Below are 14769 nucleotides of genomic sequence, written 5' to 3'. Positions count from 1 at the left end.
TGCAGGGCATGGACCACAGCCAGATGCAGGGCATGGGTTCGATGCAGGGCATGGACCACAGCCAGATGCAGGGCATGGGTTCGATGCAGGGCATGGACCACAGCCAGATGCAGGGCATGGGTTCGATGCAGGGCATGGACCACAGCCAGATGCAAGGCACGGGTTCGATGCAAGGCATGGATCATGGCGACATGCAGATGCAAGGGGGGAGCGCGCCCGCGGATGCGCGCGACCCGCACGGTTACTCAGGGGGCTATCAGCTCGGCGTGGGTCAATACGCCATTGGTCCGCACCGTTCGCTGCACATGGCAGACGAACACCTATTTGCCTCGGTACTCGTTGACCGGCTGGAATGGGTCAAGGGAAATGAGAGCAATGCCGCTGCCTATGAGGCGCAAGCGTGGATTGGCAGCAGCTTTAACCGCCTCGTGATCAAGGCCGAAGGCGAATCCGAGAGGCGCAAGATCCACGAGGCGCGGACCGAATTGCTGTGGGGTCATGCCATTGCCACCTATTGGGACACGCAGCTGGGTATCCGCAACGATGCCGGCTATGGCCGGCCAACCCGAAACTGGCTGGCCTTCGGTATCCAGGGCCTGGCGCCATACTGGTTCGAGGTCGACGCTACTGGCTATATCGGCACCGAAGGTCGCACTGCGCTGCGCCTGTCAGCCGAGTATGAATTGCTAATTACCCAGCGCCTGATCCTGCAACCCCGAATCGAGGCCAATCTTTATGGCAAGAACGATCCCGAGGTCGGCGTGGGCAGCGGGCTTTCCAGCGGTGCCGTGGGTCTGCGCCTGCGCTATGAGTTCAGCCGTCAGTTCGCTCCCTATATCGGCATTGAACGGTACCAAACCTTTGGCAATACCGCCGACATGGTTCGCACCGCCGGCGGCCGAAGTGGCGAAACCCGTTTTGTAGCGGGTGTTCGCATGTGGTTCTAACCACGTATTTCAATCCACACTCATATTTGGAGTTCACCATGCAAGCGCCCCGCTTCACCATTCGTGCCGCTCTGGCAGCCGCCGCTGTGCTGGCTAGTACTGCAGCCTTCGCCCATCCAAAGCTGGTATCGTCCATGCCCGCCGACAAGGCCGAGGTGGCGGCGCCGCAGAAGATCGAGCTGAAGTTTTCAGAGAACCTCGCGACCCAATTCTCCGGGGCCAGCCTCGTCATGACCAGCATGCCCGGCATGGCCAACCATGCGCCGATGAAAATTGCCGCCAAGGTTGCCGGCAGCGACGACCCCAAGACCATGGTGATCACCCCGGCCCAGACGCTGGCGCCTGGCAGCTACCGCGTCGATTGGCGTGCAGTGTCGTCCGACACGCACCCGATTAATGGCAACATCGCGTTCACCGTGAAGTGATCCGCCGATGGACTGGGCAACTGTTGCAGTGCGTTTCGCACTCTATTTCGACCTGACTGCACTGTTTGGTCTGCCGCTGTTTGGCTTGTACGCACTGCGCCGTGAGGAAATGGCGTCGCCAACGGGTGCGCGCTTTTTGACGCTTGGCGCGGCGGTCGCGGCCCTGGGCATCGTCCTGTCGCTGGCCAATATCACCATCATGGCCAAGGGCATGACCGGTGCCGCATCCTACGCCGAACTGCAAGGCCATGTCTTCGAAATGATTGTGACAGGCACCGCGTTTGGCGCGGCCTGGGTCGTGCGACTCGTTGCCCTGGTCCTCTGCGTGCTGGTCGCGTTGTTTGTCCGCAAACGGCCAGAACTTCAATTCTGGGTTCTGGCTGCAGCGGGCGGCGTCGCGCTGTCCACGCTTGCCTGGGGCGGCCATGGCGCCATGGATGATGGCATTCGACGCTACATTCACCTTGCCTCGGATATCGCGCATCTAATGGCCGCCGGCGCATGGGTCGGCGCTCTGCTCGCGTTCGTGTTGTTGTCGCATCCCTCTGCCACACCTGCCAAGGTTGCCCTACTGAGCCGCACCTCAAACGGCTTCGCTCAGGTGGGTATGATCGTTGTCGCAACCTTGGTCATTACCGGCGCAGTGAACTATTGGTTGATTGTCGGTCCGGTCTTGCCAGAACTGTCGCTGAACTCATACGGTGGACTGCTGGCGTCCAAGCTGGCGCTGTTCGGTACCATGCTCGCCCTTGCCGCGGCTAACCGTTTTCATCTGAGCCCGCGCCTGGAGCATGCCCTACGGACGGGCGACCATGCCGTCGCCGTTCGTACCTTGCGGCGCAGCCTGATGTTCGAGACCAGTGCGGCAACGCTCATTCTAGCTCTTGTCGCCTCGCTCGGCATCCTATCCCCCGCGGGCATGTAGCCACGTTTTCACGAACCGCGCAGCAAGGCTGCGCTTGTCTTGCTCTCAAACAACCGCCAAGGAGATGCCATGAAGACGCTCAAGTCGTTGCTGCTGGTGTTGGGGCTGTCGCCGATGCTGGTGTGGGCTGCCGGCAGCATGGAGGGCCATGCGAGCCCAGCTAGCGCCAGTAAGTCCGCTGCCGGTCAGCCGGGCAAGCCGGCCAAGGTCTCACGCACGGTTAACGTGACCATGAGCGACACGATGCGGTTCGCGCCCGACTCGATTCAGGTCAAGCGCGGTGAAACCGTGCGTTTTGTCGTGCGGAATGTCGGCAAAGTGGAGCACGAAATGGTGATCGGTACCGCCGCTGAGTTGAAAGAGCACGCGCAGATGATGCGCAGCATGCCTGATGCTAAGCACTCTATCCCGAACCAGATTATGCTCGCACCTGGCAAACAAGGCACACTGGTGTGGCAGTTCGACGGTCCTGGGACCGTCGACTTCGCTTGTCTGGTGCCGGGCCATTTCGAAGCCGGCATGGTCGGCAAGGTGGCCGTCAAGTAAAAAGCGCGACGACGGGTGCGTCCGGCGGCGAACAAAACGGCGCACCGATGCTGAGGGTTCGACAGCGTAGGTTGGGTCATGGTGCCGCCGTGGCGGACCCGTTTTCTTGCGCGTGATCCTCCCCACTTGGAAGCGTTGACTTGTGGGGCATGACGTGGACCACATTGTTACCTGTCCAGAATGTAACGTTTGGGCAACGTTATCGTTGGAATGCCCTGATTAGACTAGATCGTGCGGCAACTCGCGTTTGGGTGCCGGTAGCCTTGCCAGTTGCCCACAGATCAGCGCAGCACCAAGCTGCGTGCGTCCTTGGCGCGGGTGGAAGTCGGGTTGTCGCAAAGGCGGGTCCGTTAGACCTTGCCGCACATCGACAGGGAGTCTCATTATGACTACCACGCAGGCTTTACGGATCGCACTGGCACTCTCTGCCTTCGGCATGGCGTCGGCGTGTGCGCCTTTGCCACCTGCTAGGGCCGATTTGTATGGTACCGTCGCTGCCGTCGAGACGGCGACTCGGTCGATCACGCTGCGGCCAGGTGCGCGATACGTTAATGTCACCTCTGGAGAAACCGTTGCTTTCCGGGGCGCCAACCGCACGGTGGCTTGGACCTTTATGACCACAAGTAGTGGACGATCGGCAGTTGCGCTGAACTTCCTTTTGCCGGATCTGCCGGAAGCCAAAGGCATCACGGCCATCATCGCGCCAAGCCCGCTCTATCGGGGCAGCTCATGACGTATTGGTTGCTTACTGGACGCTGTGCCAGACGACCACTTCGACAGCCCTCCCCCACGCCGCATCCGGACCAGTAGGCGGTGGAACGTCCGCCTTGGTCCGCTGACTTGGCGCTTGCAGACCCGAGGGGCACCGCCGGGTCTAGCCATATCGCGGCATACTGCGCAACGCGCAACGCATAGCCTTCAGTGCGCAAGTGCGTTTGCAGACCAGCCTAATGCAATTTAGCGAGAGCATGCAAAAAGTCACTGCCCCGCGGCGTGATGTGCAGACGATCGCCGTAAGCCAATTTTTCCAGATGCACCAGCTGCCGCTCAATCAATGCCTCGATCGACGCGTGATCGAGGTCGGCGAGATTGGGGGCTGCGTCGTCGATCAGCATAAGGGTGGCCACTTCATGTGGTGTCAGCATCGTAGTCTCCAGGACCCCTAGAAGTGAATCGGCGGATGGTTCCGCTCTCGTGGCGACGCGTTTCAGCATTCATTCAATGACCGCCGTGCAGACACGTCAAGGTAAATCACCGGCGCTGGGTCTACCATATGGCAATGCTCGACTTTCCATAACGGCTATGAGACTCGTCTTTCACCGGCGAGGCCATCCAGACCAGCCCCTGCATGGCATGCGCTACTACTCGATCATTGGGGCGGCGCTGGTCGTGCTTGGGCTTTTGTATCTCTTCTGGACGACGTAAGGGGATTAGTGCGGCGCAGCGTTCGCCGATCTTCGCCCACGACGAGTCATCGGCGTAGCGGCACGCGTGTTCGAGCCGTTTCGACGGCGCGCGACCGCTGCTCGCATACAGCTGTGTGCCACGCGCGAGCGGGCAGGCAGGCAAGAGACAGAAATTACCAGGCGCGATCCAAGCGCCTGAATACCAGCAAGCCGGCCGCTCAACGCGACATGTTCGTCAGCTGTGGCGTACACACCGCGACAGCTCGTGCAGGGTCACTGCAGCAGCCCAGGCTAGGCTCGAAACGGACGTAGGCGCCATCGCTGACCGGAGCGCCTGCTTGCGGTGTTTGCTTGGGTCGCTACTTCGGGCTCGCATACTGCGCGGTCGCTTCGCGCTGCGCTACTGCCATTTTCTCAGGCCAAGTGCTCTTGATGTACGCGAGCACGGCAATGATGTCGTCATCCGACATCGACTGGCCGAAGGCTGGCATGTCACTGACATAGCCTCTCGGCGCGGTCACGCCGGCAACGAGCCCGTTCTTGGTGATGGCAAACAGCACCGCGTCCGCATGGTGCCAGGTATGACCCGATGCATCATGCGGGGGCGCCGGCATCCGGCCATTTGCGAGCCGCTCGCGCCAGTTAGGCTGGCCTTCGAGCTTGACGCCATGGCACGACGCGCAGGCCTGTGCGTACAGCTGCCTGCCGCGACCGAGCTGCGCGGCATCCGTGGCATCGATGCGCAGTTGGCGCCCTTCCCTGAGCGTCTGCGGTCCACCGGAGGGTGGCTCCAGATAGCGTTTCGCCTTGAGCGCGACCCCGGTGGCCGCCGCGGCGGCCACCACCAACACGCAGGCCACGATCCAGCGCGACTGAGTTGACTCTTCCATGTCCTTTGTCTGGCAGTTCTGAAGTTCTGGCAACGCTTACCCGCGCAGCCCCGCTGCAGTCCTAGTCTTTCGAGAATGGCTTGCCGCTAAAATCCACTGTCACAAGCTTTCCGTCCATCTGCCCCATGCCTGGCGAGTTTGCCGGCATGCCGGGCACTGCGACCCCTTTCAAGGTCGGCTTCGCAGCGAGCTTGCGCACCGCTGCTGCCGGCACGTGCCCCTCCACCACCTGCGCGCTGCCATCGATCACCGCGGTATGGCAGGAGCCGAACTGGGTCGGGACGCCGAGCCTGGCTTTGACCGCCGTCATGTCGGACGAATCAATGACCTTGGTCTGGATGCCGGCCTGGTTCACGTGTTTGACCCATTCTGCACAGCAGCCACAACTGGGATCCTTGTACACCGTTAGCGTCGGCGAGGCCGCTTGCGCGCCGGTGGCGGCCGCGAGCAATGCGGCAGTGGCCAAGAAATACTTCATGGATTCTCCGAAAAACATCATGTCAATAGACAAGTCAGCACCGGTCGAGTGCCTCATCGCCAGCTTAAATCTCTGCCTGCCGCAGGCGTAGCGCATTGGAGATCACCGAGGCCGAGCTCAGGCTCATTGCCAACGCGGCAATCATAGGCGAAAGCAGCAAACCGGTGAACGGGTACAGCACCCCTGCCGCTAACGGTACCCCGAGCGCGTTATAGATAAACGCGAAGCCAAGGTTTTGTTTCATGTTGCGAATGGTTGCCTCGGATAGCTCGCGTGCGCGCGCAATGCCACGCAGGTCGCCTTTGACCAGCGTCACCTGAGCACTGTTCATCGCCACATCGGTGCCCGTGCCCATGGCGATGCCCACATCCGACTTGGCCAGCGCCGGGGCATCATTGATGCCGTCACCGGCCATGGCGACCACCGCCCCGCTTTGCTGCAGTTGGCTCACCAGCTGAAGCTTGTCCGCAGGCTTCACTTCGCCGTGGAACTCCGCAATGTCCAGCCTTGCGGCCACCGCCTTTGCCGTGGCCACGCCGTCGCCGGTGGCCATGACCACGCGGATGCCCTCGGCCTTCAGGGCCGCCAGCGCTTCGGGCGTTGAGCCTTTGACGGGATCCGACACCGCCAGCAGCCCGGCCAGACGGCCATCGACGCCAAGATACATAACGCTCGCGCCTTGTACGCGCAGCGTATCGGCTTGGGCGCGCAGCGCCTCGGTGTCGATGCCGTCGGCTTGCATCAGCGCCGTGTTCCCAATGGCGAGTGTCTTCCCACCGACCGTACCGCGCACACCGATGCCCGTGCTCGATTCAAAGTCCTGTGGCTTCTCCAGCGCCAAGCCACGAATGCGGGCCGCCTCCACCAGCGCCGCGGCCAGCGGATGTTCGCTGCCCTGGTCCAGGCTCGCCGCCAGCCGCAGGACCTCGTCGTCGGCATAGCCATTGGCGCCAATTGCACGCTCGAAGGCTGGCCGCCCCTCGGTCAGCGTACCGGTCTTGTCGACGATCAGGGTGTCGACCTTGCGCAGGTTCTCGATCGCGGCGGCATCGCGGAACAGCACGCCGTTGGTGGCGCCCTTGCCGCTGGCAACCATGATCGACATCGGCGTGGCCAGCCCCAATGCACAGGGACAGGCGATAATCAAGACCGCAACTGCATTGATCAGACCGAACACCCAACTCGGCGGTGGACCGAACAGGCCCCAGGCAAAGAACGTCACCACGGCGACGCCGATGACGCCGAGCACGAACACGCCCGCGACCTTATCGGCCATGCGTTGCATCGGCGCCTTTGAGCGCTGCGCCTGCGCCACCATCTGCACGATCTGGGAGAGCACCGTTTGTGCGCCAACCTTCTCCGACCGGATGATCAGGCTGCCTGAGGTATTCATGGTGGCGCCAATAACGCGGTCGCCTTCGCGCTTGGTGACCGGCATCGGTTCACCGGTGATCATCGATTCGTCCACCGAACTGCTGCCTTCGGTCACGATGCCGTCGACTGGCACCTTTTCCCCGGGCCTGACGCGCAATAAATCGCCGACATGCACATGAGTGAGAGGCACATCCTCCTCGGCGCCATCGCGCCCGATGCGGCGCGCCGTCTTGGGCGCGAGCCCGAGCAACGATTTGATCGCCGCGGAGGTTTGCGATCGCGCCTTGAGTTCAAGCAGCTGGCCGAGCAGCGTCAACGAGATGATGACGGCCGCGGCCTCAAAGTACACGCCGATGCGGCCGTGGGCGGCAAAGGTCTGCGGGAACGCATCCGGTGCCACGGTTGCCACCACGCTATAGGCATAGGCCGCACCGGTCCCCAGACCGATCAGCGTCCACATATTGGGGCTGCGATGCAGGAACGACTGGGCGCACCGCACGAAAAAAGGCCAACCCGCCCAAAGCACCACCGGCGTCGACAGGACCAATTCGACCCAGCTCTGCGTCGCCGCCTGCATCCACCCGAATCGATGGCCGAGCATGGCCAACACCGTGGTCACCACCGTCAACGGCAGCGTCCACCAAAAACGGTGCCGAAAATCCACCAGCTCCGGATTCTCGGTCTCGTCCAGGTCTGGCAACAGCGGCTCCAGCGCCATGCCGCATTTCGGGCAGTTGCCGGGATGATCCTGCCGGATCTCGGGGTGCATCGGACAGGTGTAGATCGTGCCCGGCGGCCCCGATTCCGCATCCGGGGCGGCTGAAGGGGCCGCGGCAGGCGCTGCCGCAGCCACGGCATACTTGGCCGGGTCCGCCTCGAACTTGCGCTGACACGATGCGCTGCAAAAATAATAAGGGTTGCCAGCGTGTTGGGTCTGGAATGCCGAGTCAGCCGACACCACCATGCCACAGACCGGATCTTTGGCCGTGCCGACACTTGACACAGGGCTCTCGTGCGGCGCACCGTGGCCATGGGAATGGTGCTGGTCAGCATGCGCGCCATGACCGGGGCTTGTTGCGTTGTCATGGTGGCCCGCTTTCGGTGGGTGGCGCTGGCTGCTGGGTTCATTCATGGAAGGCCTCCTGTTAGTCGTGGCGCTGTCCGTCCACTGGATCGCCGCCCTCTTTCGAAGGCGCGCTGCGCCCGTGGCCGCCATGGAATAGATGCATCAACGGGCACAATAACACTAGCGCAAACGGCAACCAGGAAGCAACCGCACTCCAACGCGGCATCCCGAGCGCGATGGCGGCGATCATTGCCACGGCAGCAAGGACGATCCCCCAACGCAGCGACCAGCGAAACCGACGGACTTGGCCGGCGTTGGTGCCGTGATGCGTCGATGGGGAATGACATGCTTTCATGACAGACTCTTTACTTGACCATGACGGGAAGCTGACCGGCAGTCAATCGCCGCGCCCAGCTTTCTTGTGATAACGGTAGAGCTTCCGATAATGGGAAGGTCAAGCCGGTTCGCGTCAACATTGCGCCAGGTCAAAAGGCCTCACGGTGATACACTGCCCGGCAAAAATGCACACCATGACCGACACCATCCGCATCCTCATTGAGCGCTGGAAGACCGATCCCGCCGGCGCCTATCAAACCTGGTTTCTTTGGCCGGAGCGGCTGAAGAATTTCCGCTCGATTCGGCGTGGCATCGGCGCGGTGGTCGACGAGATCCAGGCCGGTACATTCGGCAACGCGTATCGGGGGTCATCGCTCGAGACCGTGGTGTCTTCAATCGCAGAGCAACGGCAGATTTTCAAAGGCGCGGATCACGCCTTTCTGTGGAAGCCAAAACTGCGCATTCCAGACATCTATGAGCATGCCGACAATCAGCGTGCTTTTGCCAGACTGCTCCATACCTGCAACTGCTGTGACACCGAATCCGAAGTCCTTGATGCGATTCGCCAGCTGAGCAGCCTCGGCATCAAGGGTCTCGGGCCGGCGGCGGCCAACCTGCTGTATTTCATTCATCCCACGCTGGTGATGCCATTCAATACCGCGATTGTCAATGGCTATAACGCCCTGACAGGCTCGTCGGTCAAGCTTGGCAAATGGGATCACTATCTGGCGATGCGCGAGGGGGTGCTCGCCCTGAATCAGCGTTATCGGGATTTGCTCTCCAATGACCTTGGCGCGATCGCGGGCCTGCTGTTTGACATCGGCATGCAGCGCTATCCGCTGCCACCGCGGCAAGCGCAGGCCCACGATGTGGCCGTCTGGCAGCAGGAACTGGCCAAGGTGCGCGAGCAGGCTGCCGCGCTTGCCAGGCAGATTCAGCTGGGGCAGGCCGAAGACGCCACCCATACCGAAGTGCAGGGATGGCTGCGCGATCTCGGCAAGTCGCTCGGCTTTGCCGTTTGGATTGCCACGAACGACCGAAGTCGGCTGTACAACGGCGAGCCCTTGAGCCAGGGCTGTCTCTCAACGTTGCCGCCGGCGCTGCTTGTGGCGGGAGGCGATACCGTTCCATTGATTGACACTGTCTGGCTAAACGCCACCACCCTCGAGGTCGAAGCCGCCTTTGAAGTCGAACATACCACCTCGATCTATTCCGGCATCGTGCGCATGCTGGATCTGGCGCTCGGTTCCGACCAGTCCGCCCGCAAGCATCTCTTCCTCGTCGCACCCGATGATCGCGAAGGCGACGTGCGCGCGCAACTGAGCCGCCCGGCCTTTAGCCGTGTGTCGGCACTTAATATCCGCTATGTCCCCTATTCCAGCCTGCGCGAGCATCGCGAAAGCATTGCGCGCTTTGGCAGTGGCTTAAAGCCGATCGAGGCCATCGCGAGACAGTTGTGAGTCGCGTTCTGGCGGTGGTCTGCGATGGCGCGGGCAGTCTTCCTGGCTTTGGCGCGGCGCGGCGCTGGCTAACCGCACGTCGGCTCCCAGCGCCCACGCGAGTAGCAAACTTACCGCCCACGCCACCCAGAGGGTCGCGAGCGTGTGCGACAGGAAGTGCGCGCCCTGCGCCATGCGGGCCGCGCCAAGTGTGCCGCCCAGTAGCAGTCCGCCAGCCAGCCCAACCCACGCCCAACGACGGCCGGCGGGACGCAATGCGATCCCCCACACGACCCAGAGAAAGCCGGTGGCCGCGTGACCGGCAGGAAAGCATTGTCCCGGCTTGACGTCAGCTGGCAGCGGATCCAGCAGCCGCATATAGGGCAGGCTGCCGCCGAACTGAGCCATGTCCCAGGGACAATGGCGTCCCGTCATGAGCTTCAGGAGCGTGACGCTCAACGGGATCACCACCATGCCCGCAGCGGCAAGCAACACATTGCGACGCGGCAGCCAAGGCAGACGCCCTCGCCAGCCCAGCCAGCAGACACCCATGGCCGCGGCTACGGCGAGGTAAGTGAGCCACTTCGCGCCTTTGTGGAGCACCGCTTCAAATAGCCAGTGCTGGCGCAATGGGAAGACCGCCCGACCGGCATCGTAGAAACGGCCCTCAAGCCAGAGGTCAAGTTCGGTGCGCTGGAACACGTAGGCCAGCACCAGCGCGGCCGATGCCAGCAGCCACCATTGCTGGCGCAGCCAACGCTGACTGGCGGGCGTCTGAACCAACGGCATTTCTCTCATGAGCGGCATTATCCGTTGCGGCAGCGTGCCGACAAATCCATGGTGGCATCCCGGGTCTGGGTGCGGATATCCAGCAGGCCCAAGACCGTGGAGAATAAGTGGTCATGCGTGGCGGGTTCGCGCGCACGCGCGCGCAGGCAGGAGACATCGAGCCGCATGCGGTGGGCGAATGAGGCTGAGAACCACATCACCATCGGTACATCGGTCTGCTCCCGCGGAGCAATCGCGTAAGGCATGCCATGCAAGAACAGTCCGCGCTCTCCCAGCGACTCGCCATGGTCGGATACATAGATCATGGCCGTGTCATAGCGCGCCTCGAGTTGTTGTAGCCAGTCGATGGTGCGTGCGAGCATATGATCGGTGTACAGCAATGCATTGTCGTACGCGTTGCGAATTTGCTCTGGGGTACAGCGCGAGAGATCATCGGTGTCGCAAGTCGGACCGAACTGCGCGAATCGGGCCGGATACCGCCGGTAGTACGCGGGACCATGATTGCCGAGTTGGTGCAGGACCACGACCAAGCTGCCAGGTAGCTGGTGCCGCAAAGCTTCCGCCCCGGCTAACAACACTTCATCCAGGCAGCGGTCGCGATCGCATAACGCCGACATAGCCTGAGGATCCGGCTGCCACGTGGGCAGGCCTGCACAGACGCCTTTGCATCCCGATTGATTGTCTGCCCACCCCACCTTCAGTCCCGCTCGTCCGATGACGTGTAGCAATGACTCGCTGGCCTTGATGGCATCTTCGTCGTAATTGCGACGTCCCTGGGACGAGAACATACAGGGCAGAGAGACCTCGGTATTGGTGCCGCAACTGGTGACTTGAGCGAAATTGATCACAGCGCGCTGCGCCAGGTTCGGCGTCGTGTCATGAGGCGACCTGCCACTGAGCCCCCAGTTCGCCGCTCGTGCGGTTTCTCCCACGACCATCACGAAGAGCAGGGGCTTGTTGTGCTCGCCCCAGCTAGCGCCGAGCCGGGCATCGGTGCCCACCGGCTGGCGCGGCCGGTTCGCGATACTGGCATCGCGTGCCAGCGCCCCGCTAAAGGCGTACACTACATTGACCGGCGCGAGCAGATAGCGGATCTCCTTATGATTGCGCATCTGGGCTGCGAAATCCTTAAACACCAAGGACAGCGTCCCCACGCCGACAACAACGGCCACCAACATCGCGACCACGCGCAGGCCAACGCTTCGCGTCAGTGAACGCTGGCGCAGCGTCACCCACGGCAACAACAACAATGGTGGTAGTGCCAAGAGCGCGATGCTGCCCATCATACGCAGCGTCAGCAACTCGCGAGCTTCCGCCACGTCGGTGCGCAGCACATTGCGGGCCATGCCGGGGTCAAGGTAGATGCCGTATTGACCCATGAAATAGCTGGCACCGGCGGCCACTACGACCAATATTGTCAATAACGGTTTGGCGGTCCAGCGGTTCATGAACGGCGCCAGCAGCACAAAATGCGCCGTGACCAGCGCGGTGCCCACTGCCACGCCGTAGCCCAGATCGCGCAGCCCGCTCAACGGCCGTTCGGCGAAGAGCGCCCGCCAAAACGGACCGTTCAGGACGAGAACAAAATATAGGCAGCAGCCGAGCAGCAAGGTCTCGACGCCGACCTCCAGACGCCAGGGGCGACCCACCCAATTTGCGCGCGCCCCGCTTGGTGGTGTGTCGGGCGAAGGCGGGTCACGGCGCGACCGGTTTAGATTCGGTTCCAACATTGGCGCATGGGGGGAAAGGCCGGGCATTACCAGCCGCAGCCGTTGCAGCACGCAACGCTGTGTTGAGCCGGCGGTAGACAAAAAGAATCGCGCCGAAGGCGCGATGATGACTCGCTGGGCTGGGTGCGGTCCGGCCGCTGCAGCCTATGCCGTCTGCCTAGATCAGGCCTGGTCCGACCCGAGCCGGCGCATGGGCAAGGCTGAACCTCGGCGCGCGCGCAAGCACAATAACGGGTATCGGGACAGTTTCCCGATACCCGCCCCGCGTCAACGCACCGGCCCAGCAAGCGGCCCATCGCCCCGACGGGTCGGCGCGTTGCCGAGATTTAGGCGCCGTCGCTGAACGTGTCGCGAGGGCCTACGGCGTGGCTACCGTCGGTGAACGGGTCCCGCGTGCCCATGGTGTGACTGCCATCGGTGAACGGATCGCGCGTGCCCATGGCGTGCCCGCCGTCGGTAAAGGGGTCTCGCGGCGAATTGACGCCAGCATTCGCGATGCCCGCGACGCCACCAAGGGTTGCCACGGTCAATGCCACCAAGGCAGTCTTCTTCAATGTACGCATTCTATTTCTCCTTGTTTCGATAGTGGCTCAGTGAGCCTGCACTTGCAGTGTAGAAAGATGTACCCCACCAGGGCCTGACGACAAAATTACAAATGTGTCATGTTTTCACTCCTGGCAAACCGGCCTTTCTTAGCCACCGGTATAGAGCTTGCTGCGCTCGATATAGACGCGCACGCCTTGGGCGTTGGGCATCGCTGGGAACAGGACGCCAAGATCCACGGATTTTCCTTGAACAAGCTCGGCGAATGTCCAGGTGGCTTCCTGCGCGCCGCTGCGAAAAGTAACGGTGTCGCCGGAGGCCACATTGACAGACTTCAGGCCGGGAGCGAGCGTCACCGCGCGTGCAGCCGTGTTCGCTGGCGCCAGGCTACCGAAGAGCGTCGCCTGCGGCCCCAATGGAGTAGCAGCCTGCGCTATAGCCATCGCGCTGGGCACTGTGAGCGGTGCCGGTGAGCTGGCTTGGTCGGCGGCTTGCCGCCGCACGTGCTCCGCCCAGTTGTCGCCCGCATTGGTTCTGGTCTGGTCCGCACTCCACGCCGGTGAACTGGATAGGACGGAGAGGGCCGCCAGCGCCAATGCAGTCAAAGCGGTCAAAGCGGTCTTCTTGGTGTTCATGATGCGCTCCATAACGTTTCGAGGCATAACCTCTTAGGTGTCATGGTAGGCGGCTGGGACTCACGACGACGTTACTCGCGAATTACATCCCCGTAAGCTTTCCCGCATCCATCTGCGTTGCAGAAATGGGTACGTCGTCGCGGTTAACGACCTGGATTGTCAGTCGCGAGGGCCGCGCCTGCGACGCTTGCCCTGACGGCAGCGCGAGCCAAGGCATTCCGGAAGAAGGTCCGCTCTTGCGCACAGACGAGCCTGGCGAGCGCTTGAGACGCGGCCCGCGGCGTCCTCGTCGTTGACGCTAAACGCCGCGATGGGCCCATGCGTGACTGCGCTCTCTACAAAGAACATCCCTTCTTCCTGGCCACCAGCAACAGCGAGCCGCCTGCCGGGAAACGCAAGCCGGCCCGTATTAGGTTGTGCTCGAGGGTGCAAACACACCCGAGCGTGCCGTTCATGGCCGCCCCAATGCGAAACCCGTCGTCCATGGCATCGCCGGGCGGCTTGGCGCGCTGCCACAACCGGGAGATGGCCATCGCAGGCAGCAGCAGCGTCATGAAGGAGGTGACGTCCACGATTTCGAATCCGGCCGCCTCCACTTTCTTCACCAGTTCTTGGCGGGTATAGCGCCGCTTGTGCTTGGCCGCATCGTCCATATGGCTCCACAGCGACGGATGCTGGGGCACTGTCAATACGATTCCCCCATCATTCCTGCAGGCACGGTACATCTCCGCTAGCACTTGGGCGTCGTCGTCGACGTGTTCGATGACGTCAAACGCCCCGAGGACATCGAAGGCGTCGCTGTAGGGAATTGCGCGGGCATCCATCTGCAACAACTGAGCTTTGCATTTGCGCTGCCCCTTCATCAGTGCGCGCAACGAGGCCTCGCCGCCGACCAGGCGTGCACGCGGGAAGCGGGCCTGGACTGCGCGCAGGTTCTCCGCGGTCCCGCAACCGACGTCCATGAACGAGCGCAAGGCCGGAAAGTAGCGCTGCAGTGCGTCCAGGATCAGTTTGCGGCGATAGACGAACCAGAAGTGCGTCGCTTCGAGCTTCTCATACTCGACAAAGAGCGGTTCGTGAAACCCATCATGGTCGACCATCATGGCAGGTGCCAGGCAGAGCACGCCGGCGAGAACACGGGGCTGCCAACCGCACGCGGTGCACGCCCACACGTCAATTTTGAGCGGGGCCTTACATTGATTACAGATGCGCATCGCTGTCTCCAATATCGTGCTGCGCG

16 protein-coding genes are annotated in these 14769 nt (G+C 62.3%); 6 read left to right on the top strand and 10 right to left on the bottom strand.

The features are described from left to right. The 5 genes from CBM2594_RS26335 to CBM2594_RS26315 form a co-directional block, all read left to right on the top strand. Positions 1 to 947: copper resistance protein B (locus tag CBM2594_RS26335; protein WP_345775029.1), on the top strand; the 947-nt coding region annotated here is incomplete at its 5' end. 38 nt (positions 948 to 985) lie between these two features. Next, positions 986 to 1372, top strand: coding sequence for a copper homeostasis periplasmic binding protein CopC (gene copC, locus CBM2594_RS26330; protein WP_053823086.1), 387 nt, complete (start codon positions 986 to 988; stop codon positions 1370 to 1372). Positions 1373 to 1379: 7 nt separating this feature from the next. Further along, positions 1380 to 2297: a copper homeostasis membrane protein CopD gene (gene copD, locus CBM2594_RS26325; RefSeq protein WP_053821775.1), complete on the top strand. Its 918-nt coding sequence runs from the start codon at positions 1380 to 1382 to the stop codon at positions 2295 to 2297. A 69-nt stretch (positions 2298 to 2366) separates the two neighbouring features. Next, a complete protein-coding gene (locus CBM2594_RS26320; protein WP_053821774.1) occupies positions 2367 to 2843 on the top strand; it encodes a cupredoxin domain-containing protein in 477 nt (158 codons plus the stop codon). Between the two features lie 385 nt (positions 2844 to 3228). Beyond that, the gene (locus CBM2594_RS26315) at positions 3229 to 3576 is read left to right on the top strand and encodes a CzcE family metal-binding protein (RefSeq protein ID WP_082371461.1); all 348 of its coding nucleotides are present in this window, start codon (positions 3229 to 3231) and stop codon (positions 3574 to 3576) included. Between the two features lie 214 nt (positions 3577 to 3790). On the opposite strand, the gene CBM2594_RS26310 is transcribed toward CBM2594_RS26315, so the two are convergent. From CBM2594_RS26310 to CBM2594_RS26935, 5 genes are all read right to left on the bottom strand, one after another. Then, on the bottom strand, positions 3791 to 3988 hold the full coding sequence (locus CBM2594_RS26310; protein ID WP_082371627.1) for a hypothetical protein: 198 nt from the start codon (positions 3986 to 3988) through the stop codon (positions 3791 to 3793). A 620-nt stretch (positions 3989 to 4608) separates the two neighbouring features. After that, the gene (locus CBM2594_RS26305) at positions 4609 to 5139 is read right to left on the bottom strand and encodes a c-type cytochrome (protein WP_053821772.1); all 531 of its coding nucleotides are present in this window, start codon (positions 5137 to 5139) and stop codon (positions 4609 to 4611) included. Between the two features lie 61 nt (positions 5140 to 5200). Next, entirely contained in the window at positions 5201 to 5617 is a 417-nt protein-coding gene (locus tag CBM2594_RS26300; RefSeq protein ID WP_053823085.1) for a DUF411 domain-containing protein, read from the bottom strand. A 64-nt stretch (positions 5618 to 5681) separates the two neighbouring features. Further along, entirely contained in the window at positions 5682 to 8123 is a 2442-nt protein-coding gene (locus CBM2594_RS26295) for a heavy metal translocating P-type ATPase (protein WP_116359819.1), read from the bottom strand. Between the two features lie 13 nt (positions 8124 to 8136). Continuing rightward, positions 8137 to 8307, bottom strand: a complete 171-nt coding sequence (locus CBM2594_RS26935; protein ID WP_223819837.1) for a DUF2933 domain-containing protein — start codon at positions 8305 to 8307, stop codon at positions 8137 to 8139. A 280-nt stretch (positions 8308 to 8587) separates the two neighbouring features. Between CBM2594_RS26935 and CBM2594_RS26285 the strand changes: the two genes are divergently transcribed. Continuing rightward, positions 8588 to 9853 (top strand): type II restriction endonuclease, encoded by a 1266-nt coding sequence (locus CBM2594_RS26285; RefSeq protein ID WP_116359826.1) that lies wholly within the window; start codon positions 8588 to 8590, stop codon positions 9851 to 9853. Here CBM2594_RS26285 and CBM2594_RS26280 read toward each other — a convergent pair. The 5 genes from CBM2594_RS26280 to CBM2594_RS26260 form a co-directional block, all read right to left on the bottom strand. Next, positions 9818 to 10621 carry a phosphatase PAP2 family protein gene (locus CBM2594_RS26280; RefSeq protein ID WP_217435659.1) on the bottom strand — a complete coding sequence of 268 codons (804 nt, stop codon included), beginning with the start codon at positions 10619 to 10621 and terminating at the stop codon, positions 9818 to 9820. The genes CBM2594_RS26285 and CBM2594_RS26280 overlap by 36 nt on opposite strands. A gap of 17 nt (positions 10622 to 10638) precedes the next feature. Beyond that, positions 10639 to 12270, bottom strand: a complete 1632-nt coding sequence (locus CBM2594_RS26275; RefSeq protein ID WP_232346782.1) for a phosphoethanolamine transferase — start codon at positions 12268 to 12270, stop codon at positions 10639 to 10641. A 407-nt stretch (positions 12271 to 12677) separates the two neighbouring features. After that, complete coding sequence (locus tag CBM2594_RS26270) at positions 12678 to 12914, bottom strand: hypothetical protein (protein ID WP_116359816.1); 237 nt, start codon at positions 12912 to 12914, stop codon at positions 12678 to 12680. 129 nt (positions 12915 to 13043) lie between these two features. After that, positions 13044 to 13529: a CzcE family metal-binding protein gene (locus CBM2594_RS26265; RefSeq protein WP_116359825.1), complete on the bottom strand. Its 486-nt coding sequence runs from the start codon at positions 13527 to 13529 to the stop codon at positions 13044 to 13046. Between the two features lie 335 nt (positions 13530 to 13864). Further along, complete coding sequence (locus tag CBM2594_RS26260; protein ID WP_227311959.1) at positions 13865 to 14632, bottom strand: class I SAM-dependent methyltransferase; 768 nt, start codon at positions 14630 to 14632, stop codon at positions 13865 to 13867. Positions 14633 to 14769 lie beyond the last annotated feature (137 nt).

This window comes from Cupriavidus taiwanensis, assembly GCF_900249755.1.
GTDB classification, from domain to species: Bacteria; Pseudomonadota; Gammaproteobacteria; order Burkholderiales; family Burkholderiaceae; genus Cupriavidus; species Cupriavidus taiwanensis_D.
The sequence above is the reverse complement of the archived record's forward strand: the minus strand, read 5'-3'. Positions and strand labels throughout refer to the sequence as shown.

Bases quoted from the DNA above. Each gene is read 5' to 3' on its own strand.
- CBM2594_RS26300 (WP_053823085.1), bottom strand. From the start codon at position 5,617: ATGAAGTATTTCTTGGCCACTGCCGCATTGCTCGCGGCCGCCACCGGC.
- CBM2594_RS26935 (WP_223819837.1), bottom strand. From the start codon at position 8,307: ATGATCGCCGCCATCGCGCTCGGGATGCCGCGTTGGAGTGCGGTTGCT.
- CBM2594_RS26295 (WP_116359819.1), bottom strand. From the start codon at position 8,123: ATGAATGAACCCAGCAGCCAGCGCCACCCACCGAAAGCGGGCCACCAT.
- CBM2594_RS26270 (WP_116359816.1), bottom strand. From the start codon at position 12,914: ATGCGTACATTGAAGAAGACTGCCTTGGTGGCATTGACCGTGGCAACC.
- CBM2594_RS26315 (WP_082371461.1), top strand. From the start codon at position 3,229: ATGACTACCACGCAGGCTTTACGGATCGCACTGGCACTCTCTGCCTTC.
- copC (WP_053823086.1), top strand. From the start codon at position 986: ATGCAAGCGCCCCGCTTCACCATTCGTGCCGCTCTGGCAGCCGCCGCT.
- CBM2594_RS26285 (WP_116359826.1), top strand. From the start codon at position 8,588: ATGACCGACACCATCCGCATCCTCATTGAGCGCTGGAAGACCGATCCC.
- copD (WP_053821775.1), top strand. From the start codon at position 1,380: ATGGACTGGGCAACTGTTGCAGTGCGTTTCGCACTCTATTTCGACCTG.
- CBM2594_RS26265 (WP_116359825.1), bottom strand. From the start codon at position 13,529: ATGAACACCAAGAAGACCGCTTTGACCGCTTTGACTGCATTGGCGCTG.
- CBM2594_RS26280 (WP_217435659.1), bottom strand. From the start codon at position 10,621: ATGCCGTTGGTTCAGACGCCCGCCAGTCAGCGTTGGCTGCGCCAGCAA.
- CBM2594_RS26260 (WP_227311959.1), bottom strand. From the start codon at position 14,632: ATGATGGTCGACCATGATGGGTTTCACGAACCGCTCTTTGTCGAGTAT.
- CBM2594_RS26310 (WP_082371627.1), bottom strand. From the start codon at position 3,988: ATGCTGACACCACATGAAGTGGCCACCCTTATGCTGATCGACGACGCA.
- CBM2594_RS26320 (WP_053821774.1), top strand. From the start codon at position 2,367: ATGAAGACGCTCAAGTCGTTGCTGCTGGTGTTGGGGCTGTCGCCGATG.
- CBM2594_RS26305 (WP_053821772.1), bottom strand. From the start codon at position 5,139: ATGGAAGAGTCAACTCAGTCGCGCTGGATCGTGGCCTGCGTGTTGGTG.